The following is a 23087-nucleotide window of genomic DNA, read 5'->3' on the forward strand; positions in this document are numbered from 1 at the left end:
GATCAGGGATCGATCAGGAAGGAGCGTGAGAGCGGAAGGTGTGTCAGAGCAGGCCGTGCCGCGGCGGCTTGGTGCCGTTGAGGACGTACCGGCCGACGTGCTGGACCTTCCAGCGGGCAGGGTCGTGCAGGGTGTGGGTGCGGGCGTCCCGCCAGTGGCGGTGCAGGCCCAGGGAATCGAGCGCCGAGCGGGTGCCGGAGACCTCGAAGAGAGCGCTGCCGGCCTCGACGGCGGCCTCCGCCGCCGTCACCTTGGCCGTGGCCACCGCGATCGAGGCCTCCGCGGCCGTGGCGTCGGTCAGCCCGGCACGGGCGGTGTCCACGGCCCGCGCCGCCGCGGCGAGCAGCGCGTCGGCCGCTCGAACCCGGATCGCCAGTTCGCCGAACCGCTGGATCAGCAGCGGGTCGTCGGCGGCGGTCGCGTGCCCCTCGTCGACGCTCTCGAACCAGGGACGGCTCTTCGTACGGACGAACTCCACCGCCTCGGCCAGTGCTCCGGAGGCGATTCCGGCGTCGATCGCGGTGTGCAGCAACTGGGCGACGGCCCCGTGGAGCTGCGGTCCCTGGAAGGTGAGGTGGTGCGGCACTACACGGTCGGCGGGGACCGGCACCGACTCCAGGCGCACGGTTCCGCTGGCGGTGGTGCGCTGCCCCATCCCGTCCCAGTCGTCGACGACCGTCAGGCCGGGCGCGTCGCGCGCCACGTACGCCACGTGCAGGTTGTCGTCGTCGGCGCGGGCGAGGACGGGGATCCAGTCGGCGAGCAGCGCTCCAGTGGAGTAGTGCTTGACGCCGTCGAGGACGTACAACCCGTCGGGGCGGCGCGCGAGCCGGGTGCGGATGTCCTGGATGTGCAGGGTGCCCGCCTCGGACTGGGCGTTGCCGAACCGCTTCCCCTCCAGCACCTCCCCGAAGAAGAACTTCTTCTGCTCGTCGGCCCCCTGTCGCCGCAGCACGTTGATGTACACGAAGTGGCTCTGCGGGATCTGGGCGAGGCTGGCGTCCGCGGCGCCCAGCAGCCGGAAGATCTCGGCGAGCGTCTCCGCACGGATGTCCGCGCCGCCGAACTCCGCGGGCACCGTCACGGCGAGCAGCCCGGAGGCCGACAGCCGTTCCAGCTCCGCGTGCGGGAGCCGGCGCCGCGCATCCCGCTCGGCGGCGCCCTCGCGGAACTCCGCGGCGAGTTCCGCGGCGACGGCGAGGGCCTCGGCGTCGCCGGTGATCACGGTCGTGGCGCTCATCCGGTGGCCGCCAGCAGTGTCGTACGCCCGCCGAGAGCGGCCGAGAACTGGTCGGTGACCTGGGCCAGTGCCTCGGCCGCGCCCGGTGCGACGGTCAGCTTGCCGTCGTCGCCGGCGGTGATGTCCTGGTCGAGCGTGAACCAGCCCTGGACGATGTGCGCGGCGCCCATAGAGCTCAGCACGGGGCGCAGGGCGTAGTCGATGGCCAGGACGTGGGCGGTGGTGCCGCCGGTGGCCAGCGGCAGGACGGTCTTGCCCGCCAGGGCGTACTGCGGGAGCAGGTCGAGCAGCGACTTCAGCAGGCCGGAGTACGCGGCCTTGTAGACGGGAGTGCCGATCACGACCCCGTCCGCCTGCTCGAACAGGGCGGTGGCCCGGGTGATCTCCGGGTGCCGGAAGTCGGCGCCGAGCAGGGCTTCGGCGGGGAGGGTACGGACGTCCAGGGGGATCACCTCGTGCCCCTGCGCGGTGAGCCGGTCGTCCAGGTGGCGCAGGAGCCGTGCGGTGCGGGAGGTGGCGGAGGGGCTTCCGGAGACGGACAGGACGGTGGCCATGCGGGGACCTTTCAGGAGTACGGCGGCGGTCAGGCGTGGACGGTGACGGGCTCGGGTTCCTGGGCCTCCAGTTCGCGCACGAGGGGCAGCACCCGCCTGCCGAAGTACTCGACCTCCTCCAGGTAGTGCAGGAAGCCGAGGAGGAAGAGGTCGACGCCGAGCCGCTTGTAGGCGACGATCCTCCCCCAGCCTTCGGCCGGAGGGACCCCCATGGCGATCTGCTCGGGCGTGCCGATCAGCCCTGTACGGAAGCCGTCGTTGTACTGGACGAGGTCCTCGAAGGCGGAGTCCTGCCACATGCCCTTGCCGTCCCCTGTGGACGGACCGGCCTGCTGGACGGCGTCACGGAAACCGTGGACGGCCTGTGTGTCGGCCTTGGCGACGATCTCGCGGAGCCTCTCGCGGGCCTCGGCCTCGGTGTCCCGTGCGATGAGGAAGCCGTTGAGGCCGAACTTCGGCGGCGTACGGCCCACTTGGGCGGCGGAGAGGCGCACGTCGTTGATCTGTTCGGTGACGCCGTCGAAGTCCTTGCCGTTGCTGAAGTACCAGTCGGAGACGCGGCCGGCCATGGCGCGGGCCGCGGTGGAGTTGCCGCCCTGGAAGATCTCGGGGTGAGGCCGTCCGGGGACGTCGACGGGCTTCGGCTTCAGGGAGAAGTCACGGATGCGGTAGAAGTCGCCGGCCAGCTCCACGTGGTCCTCGGTCCAGATGGCGCGCAGGGCGCGGATGAACTCCTCCGAGCGCCGGTAACGTTCATCGTGCTCCAGCCACGGTTCGCCGAGGGCGGTGAACTCGCCCTTGAACCAGCCGCTGACGACGTTCACCGCGAAGCGGCCGTGCGACAGGTGGTCGGCGGTGGTGCCGAGCTTGGCGAGCACACCCGGGTGCCAGAGGCCGGGATGGACGGCGGCGATGACCTTCAGCCGCTGGGTGGCGAGCAGCAGGGCGAGGCTGAAGCTGGTCGACTCGTGCTGGTATTCGGCGCCGTAGCCGGCCATGTAGCGCACCTGGCTGAGGGCGTAGTCGAAGCCGTTGTTCTCGGCGAGCACGGCCAGTTCGCGGTTGTAGTCGTAGCCCCAGTCGGTGCGCTGCTCGATGGTGCTGGTGACGAGGCCGCCGCTGACGTTCGGCACCCAGTAGGCGAAGCGGGCGGGGTCGGATCCGGGGGGTACAGGCATGGAGGGCTCCTGGGAAAGGTGCGCGTGAAAATGCGTGCGGTGACGGGGAAACGCGCCCACTGAATGCGCTGTTCAGGCATGCCGGAACGACATTGCGGCCCGACCGGGAAAGCCGCACATCACCACGGGATACGGCCGGGCGCGGAATTCAGGAAGGGAGATGAGAGCGGCGCGAGTGCGAGGGTTTCCCTCGGGTGCGCTCAGGCCCGACAGCGACAGCAGGAGCTGGAGACACGCGCAAGGTCGACGTGGCGTCGCCGCGTGAGGTCCTGTCGCTTCATGTCATCGATCCAACCAAGCGCGCGTCCGGCCGGTCAAGAAGACCCGGAGGTGATTCCACATGGTGAGAGTCGGTATTCACGAGGTTGTGACAGGGATTCCCTTGAACCCGGCGCGCGGCGGGCGGCAGCCTCCTGGTGTGCGTATCGAACAGCTCGAATACATCGCCACCGTCACACGCTTCGGCTCGCTGCGGCGGGCCGCCGAGGAACTGCACCTGTCCCAGCCGGCGCTCAGCGAGACCGTACGCAACCTGGAGCGCGAACTGGGCGTGGACCTGTTGGAGCGCAAGCGGTCCGGGGCGAAGATCAGCGATGAGGGCCGGGAGCTGCTGCCGCACATCATGAGTGTGCTGGACGCGGTCGACCGGCTGCGCTGCGCGGCCGGCGACCAGTACCGCACCAGCCGCATGGTCCGGCTCGGTACGGTCAACACGGCCACCGTGCCGCTGCTCATCCCGACCGTGCGCGAGTTCCGGGCCTTGCACCCGGTCACCCAGGTCGAGGTGGTCGGCGCGCAGCAGGCGGAGATCCACCGCGGGCTGCTGGAGGGTGCCTTCGACCTGGGTCTGGTGAACTACCTCGGAGGCGACGACATGCCGCCCGGCTTCGAGACCACCGAGCTCCTGCGCGGGCGGCCCGTGGTGTGCGTGCGCCCGGACAGTCCGCTGGCGGGCCTGGACGCGGTGGACGTGGACAGTCTCCTGACCGAGCCACTGGTCGTGATGCGGTCCGGCTATGTCATGCACCGCTTCGTGCACCGCCTGCTCCGCGGCCGGACACCGTCCTTCTCCTACTCCACCGACGGCGCGGAGATGGGCAAGCTGATGGTCGCCGAAGGGCTGGGTGCCACGGTGCTGCCCGACTTCAGCGTCATCGGAGACCCGCTGGAGCGGCGGGGCGCGATCACCGTACGGCCGCTCGCGGGAGACGGAACCGAGGTGCTGCTGGCCCTGCAGCGCCGCCCTTCCGGTTCCGTGCCGCGGGCCGTCCGCGATCTGCACGAGCTGTTCGTGCGCAACGCCCGTGCGTACCAAGCCTCTTGAGGACGTGGGCGGGCGGATCCTGCCTGAGTGTGGGGGGGGAGCCGGACGCGGGTGGTCGGGCGGACAGGGCGCCGAGTTGGACCGTAGGGCTGGAGGACAGGACCTCGGAGAGCCGGCCGGCGGCGGAGCGGAACTCCCCGGTCAGCGGGTGCGGGCCGTGGCCGACGATGGTCAGGACCTGGAATGGCTGCGGGCGCGCCTCGCGCTCCAGCCAGGCGAAAGGCGCTGCCGACGAAGCCGCGTCGGCAGTGGGCGGAGCACTCGTCGGCACAACAGCAGGCCGGCGCCCGCCGTCCTTTGGGGCCGGGGCGGCAGGTCTGTGAAGCGCCCGGGGGGACTGTGGGGTGAAGTCGCACCAGGTTCCGTCGAACGGGAAGACACCGGCTTCCGCGAGCCGGGCCACCCGGCGTACCTCCGCGCGGGTGTCCCCGGCCTCCCGCGAGGTGGGTAGTACGGTGATGTCGAGCTCCAGCTCGAACACGTCGATGCCGTCCGCGATGTGCGCCACCACATCGCGCCCGGCTCGCCGGCGGCCGGGCGAGACGCAGTCGCCAATATGCGAGAAGATTTGTCTCGCATATCGATACAGTCTTGTCCCGCACGGCGTGATCGATCAAGCTTCTCTCATGTCGATTCACCGCCCCTCCGAGCGCGCCGGCTTCCGCCTGGTGCTCATCGGTGTGCACGCGCACGCGGTTTCCGACGTCGACTGTCGCTGAACCCAGGGCTCGAAGAGGCGCTGCTCGCCTCCGCGTTGTCACAAAGCCGAGCCCAATCCGGCACAACCACACTTCTCGTGTCGTCGGTGCGGTCCCGCACAGCTCAGCACCCTCTTTCAGCTGATCCCGATGCCTTCCGACGGCACTCCCGCCCCGAAAGGCACCCATCCCCCCATGCGTGAACGCAGACTGATATCCCAGCGGGCCACCGTGACCGCCATCGGCCTGGCCCTTCTTGGAGTCGCGGCCTGCTCCGGGCCGAAGGACAACAGCGCGAGTTCCGGAGAGGGCGACGGAAAGCCCGCCAAGGGCGGCAAACTCACCGTGCTCAACTCCGAGGCGCAGTCGGACTTCGATCCGGCCCGCCTGTACACCTCCGGTGGCGGCAATGTCCCCTCGCTGGTCTTCCGTACGCTGACGACCCGCAACCGGGCGGCCGGTGCCGCGGGCACCAAGGTGGTCCCCGACCTCGCCACGGACCTCGGCACCCCCAGCAAGAACGCCACGGTATGGACGTACAGGCTGAAGACGGGGCTGAAGTTCGAGGACGGCTCCACCATCACGTCCGCCGACATCAAGTACGGCGTGGAACGGTCCTTCGCCGCCGAACTCTCCGGCGGGCCCCCGTACTTGCGCGACTGGCTGATAGGCGGCGACACCTACCAGGGCCCGTACAAGTCCGGCTCGGGCAAGAAGACGCTCGACTCCATCGAGACGCCGGACGACCGGACCATCGTCTTCAAGCTGAGGAAGCCCGTCGGTGACTTCCCCTACGTGGCGACGCAGACCCAGTTCGCGCCCGTGCCCAAGGACAAGGACACCGGCACCACGTACGAGGAACACCCGGTCTCCTCCGGCCCGTACAAGGTCGTCGAGAACACCAACGACGGCGAACGGCTCCAGCTGGAGCGCAACCCGCACTGGTCCGGGAAGGTCGACGACCAGCGCAAGGCCTACCCGGACACCATCGACGTGCGCTCCGGACTCGACCCGGCTGTCATCAACCAGCGGCTGTCGACCAGTTCGGGGGACGACGCGAGCGCGGTCACGACGGACACGAACCTCGGCCCCGCCGAGCTCGCTCAGATCGGCCAGGACAAGGCCCTGAAGTCCCGGGTCGGCGTCGGACACTTCGGCTACACCAACTATCTTGCGTTCAATCCGAAGGTGAAGCCGTTCGACAAGCCCGAGGTGCGGCAGGCGATCTCGTACGCCATCGGGCGCAGCAGCGTCATCAACGCCGTGGGCGGCTCCTCGCTCGCCGAGCCCGCCACCACCTTCCTGCCGAACCAGAAGGCCTTCGGCTACACGCCGTACGACCACTTCCCGGCGGGCAAGAACGGCAACCCGACGAAGGCCAAGGAGCTGCTGGCGAAGGCCGGTTACAAGAGCGGGCTGACCGTGACCCTCGACCATGCCACCGACGAGGGCGAGATGGGACCCAAGGTCGCCTCGGCCGTGCAGCAGTCCCTGGCGAAGGCCGGCATCACGGTGAGGCTGAAGGGCCTGGAGCTCAACGCCTACAACGAGAAGCGCCGGTACCCCGACGCCCCTGGGTTCTTCATCAGCCGCTGGGGCGCCGACTGGCCCGCCGGCTACCCGTTCCTCGCCCCGATCTTCGACGGCCGGCAGATCGTCAAGGACGGCTCCAACTTCAACCACGCGCAGCTCAACGACCCCGCGATCAACAAGGAGTTCGACGCGATCCACGAGCTCACCGACCTGAACGCAGCGGCCAAGCGCTGGGGCGCCCTGGACGAGAAGATCGGTGAGCTGGCCCTCACGGTGCCGCTCTACCACCCGGTCTACCAGCGGCTGGTCGGCAAGGACATCAAGAACGTCGTCATCGGCGACTGGACCGGCGTCCTCGACATCTCACAGGTGGCGGTCAAGTAATGACCGTGCAGGACGTGTTGGCCCCCGGGACGGGCGGACCGGCCGCCCCGGGGCCGGCGGCCGGAGCCCGCGGTGTGTGGCGGAGGCTGCGCACCCGGCCCTCGGCCGTCGTCGCGGGCGCGGTGCTCGCCGCGCTGATCCTCGCCGCACTCGCCGCGCCGCTGCTCACAGCGCTCAGCGGGCAGGACCCGTACACCTACCACGACGAACTGGTCGACTCCGCGAGCGGCGGCGCACCGACGGGTTCCTTCGGCGGTGTCAGCGGCGAGCACTGGCTGGGGGTCGAGCCGGGCACCGGCCGCGATCTGTTCGCCCGGCTGGTGTACGGCGCCCGGGTGTCGCTGCTCGTGGCGGCGGGGGCGACGGTGCTGCAGGTGGTGATCGGCGTGAGCGTGGGACTGGCCGCGGCACTCGGCAGCAGGTGGGCGGACCAGGTCCTCAGCCGGGTCACCGATGTGATGGTGGCGCTGCCGATGCTGGTCCTCGCCATCGCGCTGACCACCGTGGTACCCGACGACTTCCCGCGCCCGCTGCTGCTCATCGTGGTCATGGGCGCCCTCAACTGGGGCGGCACCTCCCGGGTCGTACGGGCCCAGACCCTGACGCTGCGCCGCCTCGACTTCGTCGCCGCGGCCCGGCTGGGCGGCTCGGGCCCGTTGCGTGTGGTCCGGCGGGAGCTGCTGCCATCGCTCGCGGCGCCCATCATCACCTACGCGGCCCTCCTCCTTCCGTCCAACATCGTGCTGGAGGCGTCGCTGTCGTTCCTCGGCATCGGCGTGAAGCCGCCCACGCCCTCGTGGGGTCAGATGCTGTCGACGGCGACCACCTGGTTCCGTGCCGACCCGATGTACGTCCTGCTGCCGTCCGGGCTGCTGTTCGTCACCGTCCTCGCCTTCACCGTGCTGGGCGACGCGGTACGCACCGCACTCGACCCGAGGGAGGCGAGCCGCCTGCGGGTGGGCACCCGCAAGGAGAAGACCCGTGACTGACCGTTTCCCGTTCCTGGGCGTGCGCTTCGCGGCGAAACGCCTGCTGGGTGCCGTACTGGTCCTGCTGGTGCTGTCCGCCGTCCTGTACGCGCTCTTCTATCTCGTCCCCGGCAACCCGGCCCAGCTCGCGTGCGGAGAGCGTTGCAGTCCGGCCCAGGTGGCGCAGGTGCGCGAGCGGCTGGCGCTCGACGAGCCGGCGTACGCCCAGTATCTGCACTTCCTGCAGGGCGTGTTCGCGGGCCGCGACTACTCGGCGGGCACCTCACTGGAGCACTGTGCCGCGCCCTGCCTGGGGCTGTCCCACCAGAACGACCAGCAGGTCACCTCGCTGATCGTGGAAGGGCTCCCGGCCACCGCCTCGCTCGCCTTCGGTGCGATGGTGGTGTGGCTGACGCTGGGTGTCGGTACGGGGCTGCTGTCGGCGCTGCGGCGAGGCGGGGCGACCGAGCGCGTCCTGACCGTCCTGACGCTGGCCGGGACCGGCACCCCGGTGTTCATCCTGGGTCTGCTGCTGCTCATGGCCGTGTGCGCCTATCTGCAGTGGCTGCCGTTCCCGTCGTACGTGCCGCTGTCCCAGGACCCCGAGCAGTGGGCCTGGAACATGCTGCTGCCCTGGCTGACGCTGGGCCTGTTCGAGAGCGCGAAGTACGCCCGGCTCACCCGCTCGTCCACCCTCGAGGTCCTCGCCGAGGACCACATCCGCACCTTCCGCGCGTACGGGGTGAGTGAACGTGCCGTCGTCGCGCGGCACGCGCTGCGCGGGGCGCTGCCTCCCGTGATCGCCCTGAGCGCCCTGGACCTGGGAACGATGATGGGCGGAGCGATGCTCACCGAGCAGCTCTTCGGCCTCCCGGGTCTGGGCCGGCTCCTCATCGTGAGCGTCCGCTCCGTCGACCTGCCCGTGGTCGTCGGTGTGGTCCTCGTCATCGGGGCAACCGTGGTCCTCGCCAACGCCGTCGCGGACGTCCTCTACGCCCTGGCCGACCGAAGGGTGGTCCTGTCATGACACCGGAGCAGCAGGCGAGTTCGGCGGCCGAGACGGCCCAGGCGGCGCAGACGGCTGAAACCGCTGAGACAGTTGAGGCGGCCAAAATGGCGGAACCGCCGACCGAACCGCTGATCGACGTCCAAGGACTGACCGTCGACTTCCCCGCAGGCGAGGAGACCGTACGGGCGGTCGACGACCTCTCCTTCCGGCTCACCGCCGGGCAGGCCCTCGGCATCGTGGGCGAGTCCGGTTCCGGAAAGAGCACGGTCGCCGCGGCGCTGCTGGGCCTCCATCGCGGCACCGGAGCACGCCTGACCGGCACCGTACGGGTCGGCGGGACCGACGTGAGAACCGCATCCGTACGGGAGTTGAGACGCCTGCGCGGCGGAACCGCCGCCATGGTCTTCCAGGACCCGCTGTCCTCCCTCGACCCCTACATGGCCATCGGCGACCAGATCGCCGAGGTCCACCGGACACACGCCCCGCACGTCTCCCGGCGAGCCGCGCGGGAACGAGCGGTGACCGTGCTGGACAGGGTCGGCATCCCCGATGCGGCACGCCGCTCCCGGTCCCGGCCGCACGAGTTCAGCGGCGGCATGCGACAGCGTGCGCTGATCGCGATGGCGCTCGCCTGCGAACCGCGGGTGCTGGTGGCCGACGAGCCGACCACCGCGCTGGACGTGACGGTCCAGGCCCAGATCCTCGACCTGCTGCACGATCTGCGCGAGGAGACCGGCATGGGCCTGGTCCTGGTCTCCCACGACCTGGGTGTGGTGGCGGGCAGCGTGGAGGACATGCTGGTCATGAAGAACGGGCGCGCCGTCGAGCGCGGCTCGGTCGGCACGGTCCTCAGTGCCCCGCAACAGCCGTACACCCGCGAACTGCTGGCCGCCGTGCCCCGGGTGGAGACCCGCCGTACCCCGGTCGTCCCCGCAGCCGCTTCCCCATCCACATCCGCGTCCGCATCCGCATCCGCGTCCGCGTCCGGCGGAGACGTCCTGCTGGAAGCGGTGGAGGTGCGCGGGGAGTTCGGGCGCAGGAAGGACCCGACGGTCGCCGTGGACGGTGTGTCGCTGACGGTGGCGCAGGGCGAGACCCTCGGCATCGTCGGCGAGTCGGGCAGTGGCAAGACCACGCTGGGCCGGATGCTGGTCCGTCTGCTGGAGCCAAGCGCCGGCTCCGTCCGCTACCGGGGGCGCGAGCTGACCGGTATCCGCAGCGACCTGCAAATGGTGTTCCAGGACCCGGTCTCCTCGCTCAACCCGCGCCGCAGCATCGGCGAGTCCATCGCCGACCCGTTGCGCGCCGCCGGAACCCTCACAGACGCCGAGATCACACGGCGCGCGCGGGAACTCCTGGAGCGCGTCGGGCTCGACCCGCGGTGGTACCACCGCTACCCGCACGAGTTCAGCGGCGGCCAGCGCCAACGCGTCGGCATCGCGCGGGCTCTCGCGCCCGGACCCAGCCTCATCGTCTGCGACGAGCCGGTCTCCGCACTCGACGTCACCACCCAGGCACAGGTCCTGGACCTCCTGGCACAGCTCCAACGAGACCTCGGGCTCGCCCTGGTGCTGATCGCCCACGACCTCGCGGTGGTGCGCCAGGCCAGCGACCGGGTGATGGTCATGCGCCAGGGCACCGTCGTCGAGGAGGGCCCGGCGGACACGGTCTATGACGCCCCCCAGGACCCCTACACCAAGGCCCTGCTGGCAGCCGTCCCGGTGCTCGACCCGGCGGAGGCCACCCTGCGCCGCGCGGCACGCAGAAGCAGCGACGGCGGCAGGGTACTCAGGGCGGATGCCGGTTAGCGCGGCCAGGTCGGCGGCCCGCGTGCCGCCGGAGAGGCTCATGACCCGCTGGCAGGAAGGAATCCGCTCATAGAACGCGAGCACCTCGGTCGCGGCCTTCCGCACGGCCTCCGCGTCAGCGGTGACCACGCCGGGTACGAGAGCCACGACCCGCGGAGCAGGTCGGCCCGCCGCCTCGGCGGCGGCGGTGACGGCCGGGACGATGTGCTCGGCGAGGGCACGGGCGGGCCGCAGGAACGTCGCAATCGCCGGCAGGGCGCCAAGCGCCTCATGCGGCGGCTCACGAAAGGATGAACCCGTGCTCATTGTCTTGGGCGGCTTGCCCGGCACTGGAAAGACCACACTCGCCCGTCTTCTGGCGGCTCGGGTCGGTGCGGTCCACCTGCGGCTCGACACCATCGAGCAGGCGATCGTCCGTTCCGGGCTGGCTCGGCACCCGGTGGGCCCGGTGGGCTACGTCGTCGGATACGCCCTGGCCGAGGAACACCTGCGGCAGGGACTGACCGTGATCGCGGAGTCGGTCAATCCGCTGAGCGTGACGCGCGACGCCTGGCGAGCGACGGCCGTCGGGGCGAGTGCGCCTTGTGTCGAAGTGGAGGTGCTGTGCTCGGATCCGGCCGAGCACCGGCGCCGTCTGGCCTCGCGGTCGGTCGACATTCCGGATCTGCCGCTGCCGGATTGGCAGCAGGTCGTCGACCGGGAGTACGCGCCGTGGGACCGCGAGCACCTCGTCGTCGACACCGCGGGGCAGAGCCCGCACCAGTCACTGGCCGTGCTCCTCCGTGGCCTCGAACAGGGCTGACCGGTACCGGGCCGCCGTGCGGCGCGCTGCCTCGGCCAACTCGTCGCGTAGATCCAGTAGATCCAGGTGGTTCGATCACCTCGGCGTCGGGCCGCGAGCGGGGAGTCGAAGTGGAGGAGCAGGCGGTGCCGACCGTCCTCCGGGTCCCGGGTCGCCCGCGCCCCGGAGGTGGTGTCACCGAGGACCTCGGGCAGGGCGGCCAGGCCGGCGGTCGTGAGGCGTACCGTGACGGGCAGTTGGTCCAGGCTCGCCTCGAACTCCGTGGTCCAGCGGGCCCAGTGGTCCGCCAGGTCGAAGTCGACGGGGCGGATGAAGCGTTCGGGGAGGAGCTCCGCCTCCGTGATCCGTGACGCCCGGTGGGCGCGGATCCCCTGGTGGGCCCGGACGACGACGTACCACACACCCGCCTCGGCGATGAGCCCCAAGGGGTCCACGGTCCGTGTGCGCTGTACCGCTGCGAGGCGCTGGAGCCCGAACTCGGATGCCGCCTGCGTGTCGATGTGGAAGTGCCGCGGCATTCGTGCGGTCCCGGCTGGTCACGGGCAGCGACGCCAGCAGCTTCAGCCGGGCCTGGGCCAGCGCGTAGCCCAGCGCCATCCGTTCCAAGGGGCCGCCCGCCGAAACATCCAGCAGTGCCATCGCCTCCTCGGGCCTGATGCCGAGCAACGGGCTGCGCCAGCCGTCCATCAGACGGCATCCGCCACCGGGACCTCCGCTCGCCACATCAGCTCGACTGGAGGGAGTGACCCCGTCGGCGCCATTCCTCGGCGAGCAGTTCGTAAGAGCGGATCCGGTCCGCGTGGTCGTGGGTGATCGTCGTGATGAGCAACTCGTCGGTACCGGTTGCTTCCTGGAGTTGTTCCAGCTGGTCGGCCACGCGGGCCGGGGAGCCGACGAACTGGGTGTCAATGCGGTCCTGTACGAGGGCCTGGTCCTCGTCGGTCCACGTGTGGGCGCGTGCCTCCTCGGGCGCCGGGAACTCGATGGCGCCCTCGGCGGTGCGGATGCTGCGGACCCACAGGCCGTAGCCGGTGGCCAGTTCGCGGGCGGTGGCGTCGTCCTCGGCGACGACGACGTCCGCCGACACGCTGACGTGCGGCTTGTCGAGGAACTCGGAGGGCTGGAAGAAGGCCCGGTAGCCCTCCACCGCTTCCAGGACCGTGGCCGGGCTGACCTGGTAGTTCGCGGCGAAGCGCAGTCCCCGGGCGCCCGCCACCTCGGCGCTCTGGCCGCCGCTGCTGCCCAGGATCCACACCTGCACGTCGGCGCCCTCGCCCGGGACGACGTGTGCCTCGATGCCCTCCTGGGAGCGGTAGGTGCCCGCCAGCAGGGCGAGGATGTCGTCGATCTGCTCGGCGTAGTCCTGCGACTCGGCGTTCGGCAGCAGCAGGAGCTTGCGCTGCAGGGCGATCCGTGGTGAGCCGAGCAGGTGCTCGAAGGAGAAGCGCGGTGGGATGAGCAGGCCGCCCGGGGCACGGCCGTCGACGACCGGTGTCGCGGTCGGCAGCTGGGGTGCCGGTTGTCCCGGTGGGCGGCCGCCCGAGCGGCCCAGGCCGAGATCGAGACGGCCCGGGTGCAGCGCGTCGAGCAGGCCGAATTCCTCCACGGTGGACAGAGCGGTGCGGTGTCCGAGCTGTACGGCGCCGGAGCCGAGCCGGATCGTGGAGGTGGCGGAGGCGGTCAGCGCGAGGACGACGGCCGGGGACGTACCCGCCACGCCCGGGTTGAGATGGTGCTCGGCGAACCAGTAGCGGGCGTAGCCGAAGCGCTCGGCCCGCTGGGCGAGATCGACGGAGTTGCGCAGGGCATCGGCCGCCGTCGAGCCGGACGGGATCGGGACCAGGTCGAGGACGCCGAGAGGGATGTCAGACACGGGCTGGCTCCTCCTCAGGGGTCGTCGGCGCCGGAAGGACCGGGCCCCATGCGAACGGCGGGTCGGGGATTCCGCGACGCAGTACCGGAGCGACCTCGGACTGGAACAGTTCCAGCGAGTCGCGGTGCTGCCTGTCCGTCAATCCGCGCGCGTCCGCGTGCAGATGCAGCACCGTGTGGCCTAACTGCTCGTGGTAGCGGTGCACCTTGTCGATGATCTGCTGCGGAGTGCCGATCAGTGCCGAGCTGCGCTCGACGAAGTCCTCGACGGTCGCGAACACCGGCTCCAGGCCCAGCCGCTTCTGGAACGCCAGGTTGCCCTCGAACACCGGCCGATACGTGGCGATCGCCTCCTGGGACGTACGGGCCACGTAGATGCCCGCCGTTCCCGCGCCGACGGCGATGTGCGACGGGTCGTGGCCGTAATGCTCCCAGCGCTCCCGGTAGTGACGGATCAACTCGGCATACGGCTCTATGGGGTTGGTGACGTTCGCCGAGAACAGCGGGTCGCCGTAGCGGGCCGCGAGGTCGACCGACTCCTTGCTGGTCGCGCTGCCGTGCCAGACCCGGACCGGCTGCTGCAGCGGCCTGGGCCACACCTCGGCGTCCGTCAGCTCCGGGCGGAAGCGGGTCCTGGCGGTCACCTTGTCCTGCCGCCAGATCTGCCGGAACACCTCGTAGCTCTCGGCGTTGCGCTCCCACTGGTCCTCAGGTGTGGCGTGGAAGAGATCGCGCTGCGCGGCGCCGTTGCCCTTGCCGATGATCAACTCGAGGCGTCCGCCGGACAGGTGGTCCAGTGTCGCGTAGTCCTCGTAGGCGCGCACCGGGTCCAGCAGGCTGAGCGTGGTCACGGCCGTGAAGTCGCGGCCCCCGGCCTCGCCGTACCTGCCCTCGCCAAGTCCCTCGCCGACCCGAACGCCGACGTCCGCAAGGCCGCCGTTGCGGCACTCACCCGGCACCGTGCCACCGAGGACGCCCGAGCGGCCCTGGCCACGGCGACGACGGACCCGGACGCGGACGTCAGGGCCTATGCGGCCCGGGCACTGTGACGGCACCGCTTCCAGCGCCCCCGGCCCCCCGTCTACCTGTCCGGTTTCGCCCCGGCCTCGCAGCGCAGGGCCGCCCGCAGGGGGGACGGCATCCTGCCAGTGGCAGTGACATACCCCGGATTCAAGTTCGACCCCGTCTCCAGCGTCAAAGCGCCCTTGGAGCAGGTCCGCAGGCTGGCCGAAGGCGCGGGCCGCGACCCGGCGAGCATCGGCGCGATCCTGCGGATCAACCCGACGGCCGAGTCGACGGTGGAGGAGGTCGTGGACGTCATCCTGCGCACGCGGGACGAGACGGACGTCGACCACGTCTTCGTGGACTTCGTTTATCTGGCCGACCAGGGGGTGGATCAGGCGCTGGAGCTGTTCCAGCGGACGCTGGAACTCGCGCGCTGATCCCTGCCGGCCAATCTTGCGGTGGCGTCGTCGGCTGTCCCGCGCCAAGGGGAACGCCAACGCCTACGACGTCACCGCCGCGTCGAGTCCAACGCGACGTCGACTCGATGAGCTTGGCCTGCTCGACAGCCCCGGCCTGGGGCGGACTTCCAGGAGTGCAGGCTCACGTCCAGGTATGCCGGATCGGACTCCGTCCGCGCCCAGCGGTTCCATCACCCCGTGGTCGGCGAACTCACCCTGCACCACGAGACGCCGGCCTTCCCGGCCTGGCGAGGACCCACTTGGCGGGTGCCGGATTGGTCTCCACGAACAGCAGGTCGACGAGCGGGTGCAGCCGGTAGTGCGGGTCGCGGGCGGCCTCGAAGTCACCCGCCTCCCACAGCCCGTACATCCGTGCCACCGCGCTCGGGGCCAGGTTGGCCACGGCGGAGACGAAACCGGCTCCGCCGAGCGGCCAGTAGGGGCAGGCACAGCAGCTCGATCCCCGACCACACCAGCAGCGAGCGTCCGCAGGCGTGCAGTACGCGGGAGAAGTGCTCGAAGTCCTTCGTCGTCTCCTTCACTCCGACGAAGTTCTCGAAGTCGGTGAACAGGCGCTTGACGGTCTCCGGCGCGATGTCGACGGCCGTGCGGGAGGGCACGTCGTAGGCGACGATCGGCAGGTCCGGGAACTCCCGGGCCACCGTGGCGTACCAGGTGTAGAGCCCCTCCTGGGTGGGGCGGGCGTAGTACGGCGTGATGACCAGAGCCGCGTCCGCGCCCAACTCCCGTGCGGCAGTCGTCAGCTCCAGTGTCTGGTCGAGCTTGTGCGAGCCTGTGCCGGGCAGAAACGGTACCCGGTCGTCGATCACTCCGACCGCCGTACGCATTCCGGCGATCCGCTCGGCGACGCTCTGCGCGCTCGGCTCCCCAGTCGAGCCGCCCAGCGAGATGCCGTGCGAACCGGCCTCCAGCTGGAAGCGGATCAGCCCGGCCAGGCTGCCGTGGTCGACCGCCCCTTCGGCGGTGAAGGGGGTGATGACCGGGGCGATCGAGCCGCGGATCGTGGACGGGTCGCTGCGGAACTTCACGCCCCTTCTCCTGCGGTGTCGTTCGTGGCGGAGTTCGTGGCGGAGTTCGTGGTGGAGTTCGTGGCGGAGTTCGTGGTGGAGTTCGTGGTGGAGTTCTTGGCGCACCAGGTGCGGTACTGCTCACGCCACATCGGCCCGAGCGGGTACAGACCGTCGACCCCCGCCCCGGCCCGCACCCGCTCGGTGATGAACCGCTCCTGCCGCTCCTGCTCCCGGCAGTCGGCGACCAGCTCGGTGGCGAGGTCGGGGGGTACGACGACCACGCCGTCGTCGTCGCCCACGATCAGGTCCCCGGGCTGGACGAGCGCCCCGCCGCAGGCGACCGGCACGCCCGTGTCCCAGGGGACATGGCGGCGGCCGAGGACCGACGGGTGGGCTCCGCCGTGGAACACGGGCAGTCCGAGATCGGCGACGGCCGCGCTGTCCCGCAGCCCTCCGTCGGTCACGACCCCGGCCGCGCCGCGTTGCTGGGCGCGCAGGGCGAGGATGTCGCCCAGGGTTCCGGCGGAGGTGTCCCGCCGGGCGTCCATCACCAGCACGTGTCCGGGCCGGAGTTCCCTCGATCGCCCGCTTCTGGGCGTTCATGCCGGTGCCGTACTTCTCGAACAGGTCCTCGCGCAGGGGCAGATAGCGCAGGGTGTGCGCGACGCCCACCATGCGAGTGCCGGGCGTGGCGGGGTGTACTGCGTCGACCGACATGTGGGCCAGACCGCGCCGCCGCAGCTGCGCGCTGATGGTCGCGACGGCCACCGAGCGGAGTTCACCGGCGAGGTTTTCGTCCAGCAGCGGGCCGGGGTCGTACGCGGGTCCGTACGCCGACTCCTCCTCGCCCCGGTCGGTCCTCGGCTGGGCACCCCACGGATCCAGGGCGTGGTCGGCGTCGGCGATCGGGCTGCGCAGCACTCCCGTGCTCAACCGGCCGTCAGCCACCTCCACTTCGACCACGTCCCCCGGCTGGACGACCGAGGCGCCGGCCGGTGTGCCGGTGAGGATCACGTCCCCGGGTTCCAGGGTGACCAGCCGGGACAGGTCCGCGACCAGCTCCCCGAACGGGAACAGCAGTGTGTCGGTCGTGTCGTCCTGGACCAGCTCACCGTTGACCCAGGTCCGCAACCGCAGCGCGCCGGGGTCGAGTTCGGTGGCGTCCAGCAGCCGTGGCCCGATCGGGGTGAAGCCGTCCGCGCCTTTGGAGCGCAGGTTGGAGCCGCGGTCGGCGTACCGCAGGTCGTAGACGCCCGCGTCGTTGGCGGCGGTCACCCAGCGCACGTGGCGCCAGCCGTCCTCGGGACGCACCCGTCGGGCCCGCGATCCGATGACGAGCGCGACCTCGCCTTCGAAACCCATGAGCCGGCAGCCACGCGGCCGGACGATCGCTTCCTGGGTGCCGGCGAGCGATGACGGCGGCTTGAGGAAGTAGGAGGGGTGGGCGGGGATTCGACCGCGCTCGGCGGCTCGGCTGCGGAAGTTGAGGTGGACAGCGATGATCTTCGATGGGGGGTTCCCCAAGGGGTGTGGCAACGGGGCTCCTTCAGCTGCCGGCCGTCTCGCCGCTGCCGCGGACGCGCTCGCGGAGCGCGAGCAGTCCGTGTACGGCGTCGAGGGAGGGGGACGGGACACCGGTGCGGCGCGCGAGTTCACGTACGGCACCGACGAGGGCGTCGAGTTCGAGGGGCCGACCGCGGTCCGCGTCCTGCAGCATCGAGGTGCGGAACGCGCCGAGCTCGCGGGCGATGTCGAGCCGCTCTTCGGCCGTCATGGCGCTCTCGATGCCGAGGGCGGCGCCGACGGCCGCCGTCTCGTCGAACACGGCGGCACAGACCTGCCGTACGTCCGGGTCGTCGAGGATGTCCAGGACGGTGGCGCCGGTGAGCGCGCTGACCGGGTTGAGGTTGACGTTGCCCAGGAGCTTTTCCCAGATGTCCCGGCGGATGTCGGCGCTGGGTTCTGGGCGGACAGGGCCCGCGGGCAGGGCTGCGGCACACTGCGTGACGCGCTGGGAGATGCCGCCCGTCGGATCCCCGATGATCAGACGTGTACCGCTGACATGCGTCACCCGGCCCGGTCCGTCGACCGCGCTGCTGAAGTGCGCCACCCCGGACATCACGCGCTCGGCGGGCAGGAGACGCAGCAGCTCCCCGTCGGGGTCGACCGAACGCAGCACGGGGTCTTCCCCGGCGCGCTCGACGGTGGACGGCAGCCACCAGGGCACTCCGTTGGCCACGACCAGCACGTCCACGCCGCGCCCGACCCAGGTCCGCATGCTGCGGGCGGCCGGGAGCAGGTACTGGCTCTTGACGCAGACTACGGCCAGGTCCGGGACGGGGAGCCGCGCGGCGTCGTATGCCGTGGGGAAGCGGTGACGGACCTCGCCTCCCGTTTCCCGGCCGCGCAGCAGGAGCCCCTGCGCCGCGATCGCGACGAGGTGCGGGCCCGGCCGTCCGAGCAGACAGACCTCGGCGCCCGAGGCGGCGAACGCCCCGGCGAGGGTGGCGCCGACGGCGCCCGGACCCACGACGGTGATCCGAGGTGGCCGGCTGTGCGGTGGGGACGCAGGCGGATGCGACAACGCCATCGCACCTCCTTTTCGACCGTGACCGTGGGCCGGTGTGGCCGCTCTCAGCGAGCATGCGCTCCGTCGCGGCCCGCAACAATGTCGGCACCTACACTCGCCGAGGTTGAGTGATGTAGATTCCGACATCACTCGAACGGAGGGTCGACATGCCCGCGATGTCCCTCGAACAGCTCGTCGAGGCCCTGCAAGGCGGCGTCATCAGCCTGCTGTCCGTCGGCGGTGCGGGTGAGCTGGCTGGCCAGCACGTTGGCGGGTGGCCGGCTGTCCGACCGCGAGGAACTGGTCGTCCGTGGTGAGGGCGGCATACACCCGGCACCGTCTCGCCGATCTTCCCGGCCCGCTGGCGGGGCCGCGCCCACACCGCGATGCTGTGGGGTGGGACCAACCCGCCCGCGGCCACCGCGAGCACCACGGCCGGTGGGCCCGCTCGAGTTCCTCAGCCACTTCGAGCGCGGGAAGCTCGCCCTCGGAGAATGCGGAAGGGCCTACGGAACGGATTGCCCCCACAAACAGCTTCTGGCCGTCGGCGATGTCCAGGTCGCGGGTGGGGGCGTTGGCCGGGGACGTGGAGGCGACGAGGCAATCGGCTTCCCCGCCGCCGGGGTCGTCCCCAGTCCCGAGCGGGAGGCCCTGATTACGGCTCCCCGACAGCACTTCGACACAGAAACGGGGAGCACATGCGTCCCAAGACCACTCCTGGCGGCGGCACAACGGGCTGGCAGGGCCCTGGACTTGCCCCAGTCAGGTCTGGGGTGCTGCAAGGGCCACAACATCACCGTGAACAGGACCAGCACAGCCGCTGCGGCGACCGCCAACAACCACTTCGGCTCCATGCCGACCAGCACAACGGGCTCGCCCAGCCGGACTCAGCGCCCACACCGCTGGAAGTCGCAGGAGTACCTCGCAGGCCGGGCTGATCAGGAAGTCACGGAACAGGCGGACCGTCAGCTGGAAGCCGCAGCGTCGGGTGGGCCAACCCCGAACGGCCAAAGCCCGGCCGGCGGACAGTCTCCGCCGGCCGGGCTGATCCCTTGGCGTGGCTTCCGCAGACGTCCGGTCCGCTCATTCTGCGGCATCGGCCACTCCCACAAGGGGACGAACAGCAGGTTGCGTCTTACAGAGCCATCTGTTTCAGGGTGCGGCCGAGGAGGGGGAGCAGGCGGTCCCAATGACGCTGCAGTGCCGAGGGGTTGAAGGCGTCGGTGTCGGACATGGTGAAGCCGTGGATGGTGCCGGGGTAGATCTCGGAGGTGTAGTCGACACCTGCGGCGTCCAGGGCTTGGTCGAGCTCGCCGAGGGACTCGGGCGTCATGTCGGTTTCGGCGTGGCCGAGGTGGATCTGGGCGGTGATCGGAGAGAGGAGGCGACGCAGGCTGTCGGGCCCGTCGGCGCCCACGGGGCCGTGGAATCCGGCGACGGCGGCCACCTGGCCGGGGTGGGCCGCGGCGGTGCGCATCGCCAGGAGGCCGCCTATGCAGTAGCCGGTCACCGCGACCGGTCCGGCGCCGACCTCGGGCTGGGTCGTGAGGAACCTGACGTAGGCGTCGGCGTCGCTGAGGACACGTTCGGCGGTGTGCGCCTCGATCAAGGGCATCAGCTGGGCGAAGATCGCGGGCCGGACTTCTTCTCCGATGTGCTCGGGAAGTTCGATCACCGGTGCCGGGCCGTGCCGGTAGAAGGGGTTGGGGACGAGCACGTAGTACCCGTGCCCGGCCAGTTCGCGGGCCATCTCCCGCAGCACGGGCCGGATGCCGAAGCCGTCCGCGTACATCAGCACCCCTGGGTGCCGCTCACCGTGGTCGGGGAAGGCGGCGAAGGCGTCGGCCTGGCCGTCCGCGGTGGGAATCTGCAACGTCTTGGTGGGCATGAATTCTCCTGTCGTGGTTGATGTGTCGAGCCTTTGATCAACACGACGGAGGTGGAGCCCGCGCATCGGCGCAAGATCCTCGATCGAACAGCGGGCCTGCACCGGCCCGTACGGCGCTCAGTAGAGCACCGGGTCACCAATCCGTGTGTGGCGCAACGCCGTCCCGGTAGTCATGGCCGCACAGCGTAGCCCACCGGCCAAAGAGCCGGCGCCACGAACTCCCCGGACGTCTGATCGGCAGAAGGCACAGCCCGGGCTCGTTGAAACCGTGAACTGCTCGAACCGGATCGATGGCGGGAGCAGGAAACCGTGATGCCCCATCGAGTGCCGGTCCGGAGTACCGACGGGTGCTCTACCGGGAGGCCAGGCTTCGGAGGACTACTGAGGAGACCGAAGCGGGCAGGGCACTCAGGGTACGAACCAGCGCGGTTGTCGCCCAGGGGAAGTACGCCTGCGCCGGTTCCCTTTCCAGAGCGCGTATGACACAGCGTGCCGCGCGCTCCGTGCTGACCTGGAAGGGTTTGGGCAGGTTGTCGGCGTTGACCCGGTCGGTTGCCACGAAGCCCGGGTGGATGCTGGTGAACCGGATTCCCTTGGGTGCCAGTTCGACGCGCGCGGCGTCGATGAGCGTGCGCGCGGCCGCCTTTGCGGCGGAGTAGGGGCCTTGGCGGGGGATGTAGTTCAAAGCCATGATCCGTGACACGTCTGTCACGCTGACGTCGTCCATCGCCATGTCCGGTCCCTGGCCGGCGTTGAGCAGAGCGACGTCGATGCGTCCGTACTCGGCGACGGCGCACGCCACGACATCGGCGGCCGCCTGCGGGTCCAAGGCGTCGGCAGCGATGTCCGTGCAGGCGCTGCCGGTGGCTCGTATGTCCTTTGCCAGGGCGGCCAGTTCGGGGGCGCGTCGTGCCGTGATGACCAAACGGTGCCACCGTGGCCGAGTCGGCGCGCAACCTCCGCGCCGATCCCTGATGAGGCACCGACTATGAGAACCGTCCTGTCCGTGAGGCTTGCCATGGTGTCTCCTCGCTTGCTGACGTGGTGGCGAGATTCCGCGTTGGGCCGGTGCCGTGGTGCTGTATCGGCTCCGCGATCACAGGAGGTGTCATCCCTCGCACGGTACGTGGGCTCGAGTTCGGCTGAATCGGAGGGGGTAAGCCCCACGGAGCGGCGGCTTCTGCTGCATGCCCTGGCGATCTTCGACTCGGTCTGCCGCGCGGTCGCCCAGTTCTCGCCACCGCGCCTGGCGGACCATTCGTCAACGCGGCAAGCGCTCATCGAAGGTGCCCTGCGGTTGTTCGCCGAGAAGGGTTACGACCAGACGACCAGACGACCAGACGACCGTCGCGGAGATCGCGGCCAGCCCGGACATCGCGACCCGGACAATCTTCAGCTACTTCGACAGCGAGGACGACATCGTCTTCTTCGACGACAGGTCGCGGCTGGAGCACGCGGTCGAGATCATCGGCGAGCGGCAGCCCGGTGAACCCGTGGCCGACCTGCTGCGGCGCGTCATCGACCAGAGTGTGTTCGGGACCCGGACTCGGAGCGCTACAGCTGACCGAAGCGCTCCATCGCGCCTGCCCCGAGCTGGATCTCGTCGAGGCCGCTGCGGCGGTGGGCTCGTTGGTGGGGGCGATCAAGGTCGTCGTCGCCGCCTGCCAGAAGCGGGGCGGCGACCGGCCGGAGCAGACCTACAAGGCCGTTCATCGGGCCACCGACATCGCGATCGACGGCCTCAACTCGCTTCCCCGCCCGGCTCAGTGCCCCTTCCTGATCCCGGAAGCGGTCGTGGCCCATAGTCTCGTGAGGTGGCCGGAGTCGGCGGTCGACGGCTCGGACGGATCTGCCCTGCTTGTGGTGGCGGGCTGAGGCCAAAGGCGGACCGCCAGGGAGGGCACGTGAAACTGACAGAGCACGAGCTGACCAACCCGTGGGAGGGCGTTCTGATTACTCCGGACGCCGGCAGCGACGCCGGCGTTCTGGTCCTGGCGGGCTCCAGCGGGCGCATCGAACGTGAGAGAGCGCGCATTCTCGCCGAGCAGGGCATCACGGCCTTGGCGATCCGCTGGTTCGGCGGGCCGGGACAGCCCCCCGGAATCTGCGAGATCCCCTTGGAGACCTTCATCGGCGCTGTCGACCTTCTCCACTCGGGCGGAGCACGACGCATCGGCATCCTTGGCGCCTCCAAGGGGGCGGAAGCAGCTCTGCTCGCCGCGGTGCACGACCCGCGCGTGGACGTGGTCATCGCGCTGTCGCCGACCTCGCGGGTCTGGTGCAACGTCGGACCAGGCCACGACGGCGAACGGCAGCCGTATCGATCGTCCTGGACGTGGCGGGAGCAGCCGCTTCCTTTCCTGCCGATGGACGATTCCTGGACGGCCACGCAACCGTCCAGCGGTCCGGTCGCCATCCGCGGGTGGTACGAACTCAGCGAGAAAACCTTCACCCATCTGGTTCCCCCAGCGGAAATACCTGTGGAGAAGGCCCGGGCTGATCTGCTGCTTGTCGCAGGTGGCGACGACGCGATGTGGCCGTCGCTGCCCTTCGCCCAACAGCTGGAGCAACGCCGGCGCTCGGCCGGGGCCAGGGTGCGACTGATTGCCCATCACGATGCCGGCCACCGACCACGTCTTCCGGGTGAGAGCCCGGCGTCGGCTTCGCCGCACTTCCAGTACGGAGGAACACCCGAAGCTGACGCACTCCTGGGCGCGGCTGCGTGGCCACACATCCTCGACGCGCTCGGCAACGGAGGCTGACAAC

The 23087-nt window shown here is 70.4% G+C and carries 20 protein-coding genes and 5 pseudogenes; 10 read left to right on the plus strand and 15 right to left on the minus strand.

Annotated features, from left to right (window positions below; genetic code table 11):
* Positions 1-43: 43 nt before the first annotated feature.
* From Q4V64_RS01320 to sfnG, 3 genes are read right to left on the minus strand one after another with little or no spacing between them, the layout of a single operon-like run.
* Complete coding sequence (locus Q4V64_RS01320; RefSeq protein WP_124445405.1) at positions 44-1240, minus strand: SfnB family sulfur acquisition oxidoreductase; 1197 nt, start codon at positions 1238-1240, stop codon at positions 44-46.
* Entirely contained in the window at positions 1237-1794 is a 558-nt protein-coding gene (gene ssuE / locus Q4V64_RS01325; protein WP_124445404.1) for an NADPH-dependent FMN reductase, read from the minus strand. Before ssuE ends, Q4V64_RS01320 begins: the two co-directional genes overlap by 4 nt.
* 29 nt (positions 1795-1823) lie before the next feature.
* Positions 1824-2972 (minus strand): dimethylsulfone monooxygenase SfnG, encoded by a 1149-nt coding sequence (gene sfnG / locus Q4V64_RS01330; protein WP_124445403.1) that lies wholly within the window; start codon positions 2970-2972, stop codon positions 1824-1826.
* 418 nt (positions 2973-3390) lie between these two features.
* Between sfnG and Q4V64_RS01335 the strand changes: the two genes are divergently transcribed.
* The 5 genes from Q4V64_RS01335 to Q4V64_RS01355 all read left to right on the plus strand — a co-directional run bounded on the left by Q4V64_RS01335 (position 3391) and on the right by Q4V64_RS01355 (position 10696).
* Positions 3391-4296, plus strand: a complete 906-nt coding sequence (locus Q4V64_RS01335) for a LysR family transcriptional regulator (protein WP_124445402.1) — start codon at positions 3391-3393, stop codon at positions 4294-4296.
* 893 nt (positions 4297-5189) lie between these two features.
* A complete protein-coding gene (locus Q4V64_RS01340; protein ID WP_124445401.1) occupies positions 5190-6911 on the plus strand; it encodes an ABC transporter substrate-binding protein in 1722 nt (573 codons plus the stop codon).
* On the plus strand, positions 6911-7900 hold the full coding sequence (locus Q4V64_RS01345) for an ABC transporter permease (RefSeq protein ID WP_124445400.1): 990 nt from the start codon (positions 6911-6913) through the stop codon (positions 7898-7900). The genes Q4V64_RS01340 and Q4V64_RS01345 overlap by 1 nt, the downstream gene beginning before the upstream one ends.
* Positions 7893-8906 (plus strand): ABC transporter permease, encoded by a 1014-nt coding sequence (locus Q4V64_RS01350; protein ID WP_253267499.1) that lies wholly within the window; start codon positions 7893-7895, stop codon positions 8904-8906. The genes Q4V64_RS01345 and Q4V64_RS01350 overlap by 8 nt, the downstream gene beginning before the upstream one ends.
* An 86-nt stretch (positions 8907-8992) precedes the next feature.
* A complete protein-coding gene (locus tag Q4V64_RS01355; RefSeq protein WP_124445437.1) occupies positions 8993-10696 on the plus strand; it encodes an ABC transporter ATP-binding protein in 1704 nt (567 codons plus the stop codon).
* Here the strand turns inward: Q4V64_RS01355 and Q4V64_RS54660 are convergent.
* Positions 10694-10918: pseudogene (locus Q4V64_RS54660) on the minus strand (LLM class F420-dependent oxidoreductase); the annotation flags it as partial. The gene Q4V64_RS01355 and the pseudogene Q4V64_RS54660 overlap by 3 nt on opposite strands.
* A gap of 76 nt (positions 10919-10994) precedes the next feature.
* On the opposite strand from Q4V64_RS54660, the gene Q4V64_RS01360 reads away from it, so the two are divergent.
* Positions 10995-11498 (plus strand): AAA family ATPase, encoded by a 504-nt coding sequence (locus Q4V64_RS01360; RefSeq protein WP_124445399.1) that lies wholly within the window; start codon positions 10995-10997, stop codon positions 11496-11498.
* Positions 11499-12222: 724 nt separating this feature from the next.
* On the opposite strand, the gene Q4V64_RS01365 is transcribed toward Q4V64_RS01360, so the two are convergent.
* Positions 12223-13371, minus strand: coding sequence for an LLM class flavin-dependent oxidoreductase (locus Q4V64_RS01365; protein ID WP_124445398.1), 1149 nt, complete (start codon positions 13369-13371; stop codon positions 12223-12225).
* Positions 13364-14230: pseudogene (locus Q4V64_RS01370) on the minus strand (LLM class flavin-dependent oxidoreductase); the annotation flags it as partial. The pseudogene Q4V64_RS01370 and the gene Q4V64_RS01365, both read right to left, overlap by 8 nt.
* On the opposite strand from Q4V64_RS01370, the gene Q4V64_RS54665 reads away from it, so the two are divergent.
* Together Q4V64_RS54665 and Q4V64_RS01375 are read left to right on the plus strand one after the other, a co-directional pair.
* A complete protein-coding gene (locus Q4V64_RS54665) occupies positions 14159-14419 on the plus strand; it encodes a HEAT repeat domain-containing protein (protein ID WP_253267498.1) in 261 nt (86 codons plus the stop codon). The pseudogene Q4V64_RS01370 and the gene Q4V64_RS54665 sit on opposite strands and share 72 nt — an antisense overlap.
* 21 nt (positions 14420-14440) lie before the next feature.
* Positions 14441-14812: pseudogene (locus Q4V64_RS01375) on the plus strand (LLM class flavin-dependent oxidoreductase); the annotation flags it as partial.
* A gap of 232 nt (positions 14813-15044) precedes the next feature.
* Here the strand turns inward: Q4V64_RS01375 and Q4V64_RS54670 are convergent.
* The 9 genes and pseudogenes from Q4V64_RS54670 to Q4V64_RS01410 all read right to left on the minus strand — a co-directional run.
* Positions 15045-15263: pseudogene (locus tag Q4V64_RS54670) on the minus strand (dihydrodipicolinate synthase family protein); the annotation flags it as partial.
* The gene (locus Q4V64_RS01380; protein WP_348540787.1) at positions 15178-15987 is read right to left on the minus strand and encodes a dihydrodipicolinate synthase family protein; all 810 of its coding nucleotides are present in this window, start codon (positions 15985-15987) and stop codon (positions 15178-15180) included. The gene Q4V64_RS01380 and the pseudogene Q4V64_RS54670, both read right to left, overlap by 86 nt.
* A complete protein-coding gene (locus Q4V64_RS54675; RefSeq protein WP_253267506.1) occupies positions 15879-16412 on the minus strand; it encodes a hypothetical protein in 534 nt (177 codons plus the stop codon). Before Q4V64_RS54675 ends, Q4V64_RS01380 begins: the two co-directional genes overlap by 109 nt.
* Before the next feature lie 88 nt (positions 16413-16500).
* Positions 16501-17529 (minus strand): annotated as a pseudogene (locus tag Q4V64_RS54680) (fumarylacetoacetate hydrolase family protein); the annotation flags it as partial.
* A complete protein-coding gene (locus Q4V64_RS01390; protein WP_172629591.1) occupies positions 17411-18454 on the minus strand; it encodes a 2-dehydropantoate 2-reductase in 1044 nt (347 codons plus the stop codon). The gene Q4V64_RS01390 and the pseudogene Q4V64_RS54680, both read right to left, overlap by 119 nt.
* Before the next feature lie 125 nt (positions 18455-18579).
* Positions 18580-18759: a hypothetical protein gene (locus tag Q4V64_RS01395; protein ID WP_172629590.1), complete on the minus strand. Its 180-nt coding sequence runs from the start codon at positions 18757-18759 to the stop codon at positions 18580-18582.
* An 809-nt stretch (positions 18760-19568) separates the two neighbouring features.
* Positions 19569-20321 (minus strand): dienelactone hydrolase family protein, encoded by a 753-nt coding sequence (locus Q4V64_RS01400; protein ID WP_124445394.1) that lies wholly within the window; start codon positions 20319-20321, stop codon positions 19569-19571.
* A 352-nt stretch (positions 20322-20673) separates the two neighbouring features.
* A complete protein-coding gene (locus Q4V64_RS01405) occupies positions 20674-21246 on the minus strand; it encodes an SDR family NAD(P)-dependent oxidoreductase (RefSeq protein ID WP_253267497.1) in 573 nt (190 codons plus the stop codon).
* Positions 21247-21717: 471 nt separating this feature from the next.
* Complete coding sequence (locus Q4V64_RS01410; RefSeq protein WP_301184618.1) at positions 21718-21840, minus strand: hypothetical protein; 123 nt, start codon at positions 21838-21840, stop codon at positions 21718-21720.
* Between the two features lie 8 nt (positions 21841-21848).
* Here Q4V64_RS01410 and Q4V64_RS01415 point away from each other — a divergent pair, with 8 nt between their 5' ends.
* Complete coding sequence (locus tag Q4V64_RS01415) at positions 21849-22196, plus strand: hypothetical protein (RefSeq protein WP_216377734.1); 348 nt, start codon at positions 21849-21851, stop codon at positions 22194-22196.
* Between the two features lie 29 nt (positions 22197-22225).
* Positions 22226-23083 carry an acyl-CoA thioester hydrolase/BAAT C-terminal domain-containing protein gene (locus Q4V64_RS01420; RefSeq protein WP_124445393.1) on the plus strand — a complete coding sequence of 286 codons (858 nt, stop codon included), beginning with the start codon at positions 22226-22228 and terminating at the stop codon, positions 23081-23083.
* Positions 23084-23087: the final 4 nt, after the last annotated feature.

The organism is Streptomyces sp. NL15-2K, from assembly GCF_030551255.1.
Lineage (GTDB): Bacteria > Actinomycetota > Actinomycetes > Streptomycetales > Streptomycetaceae > Streptomyces.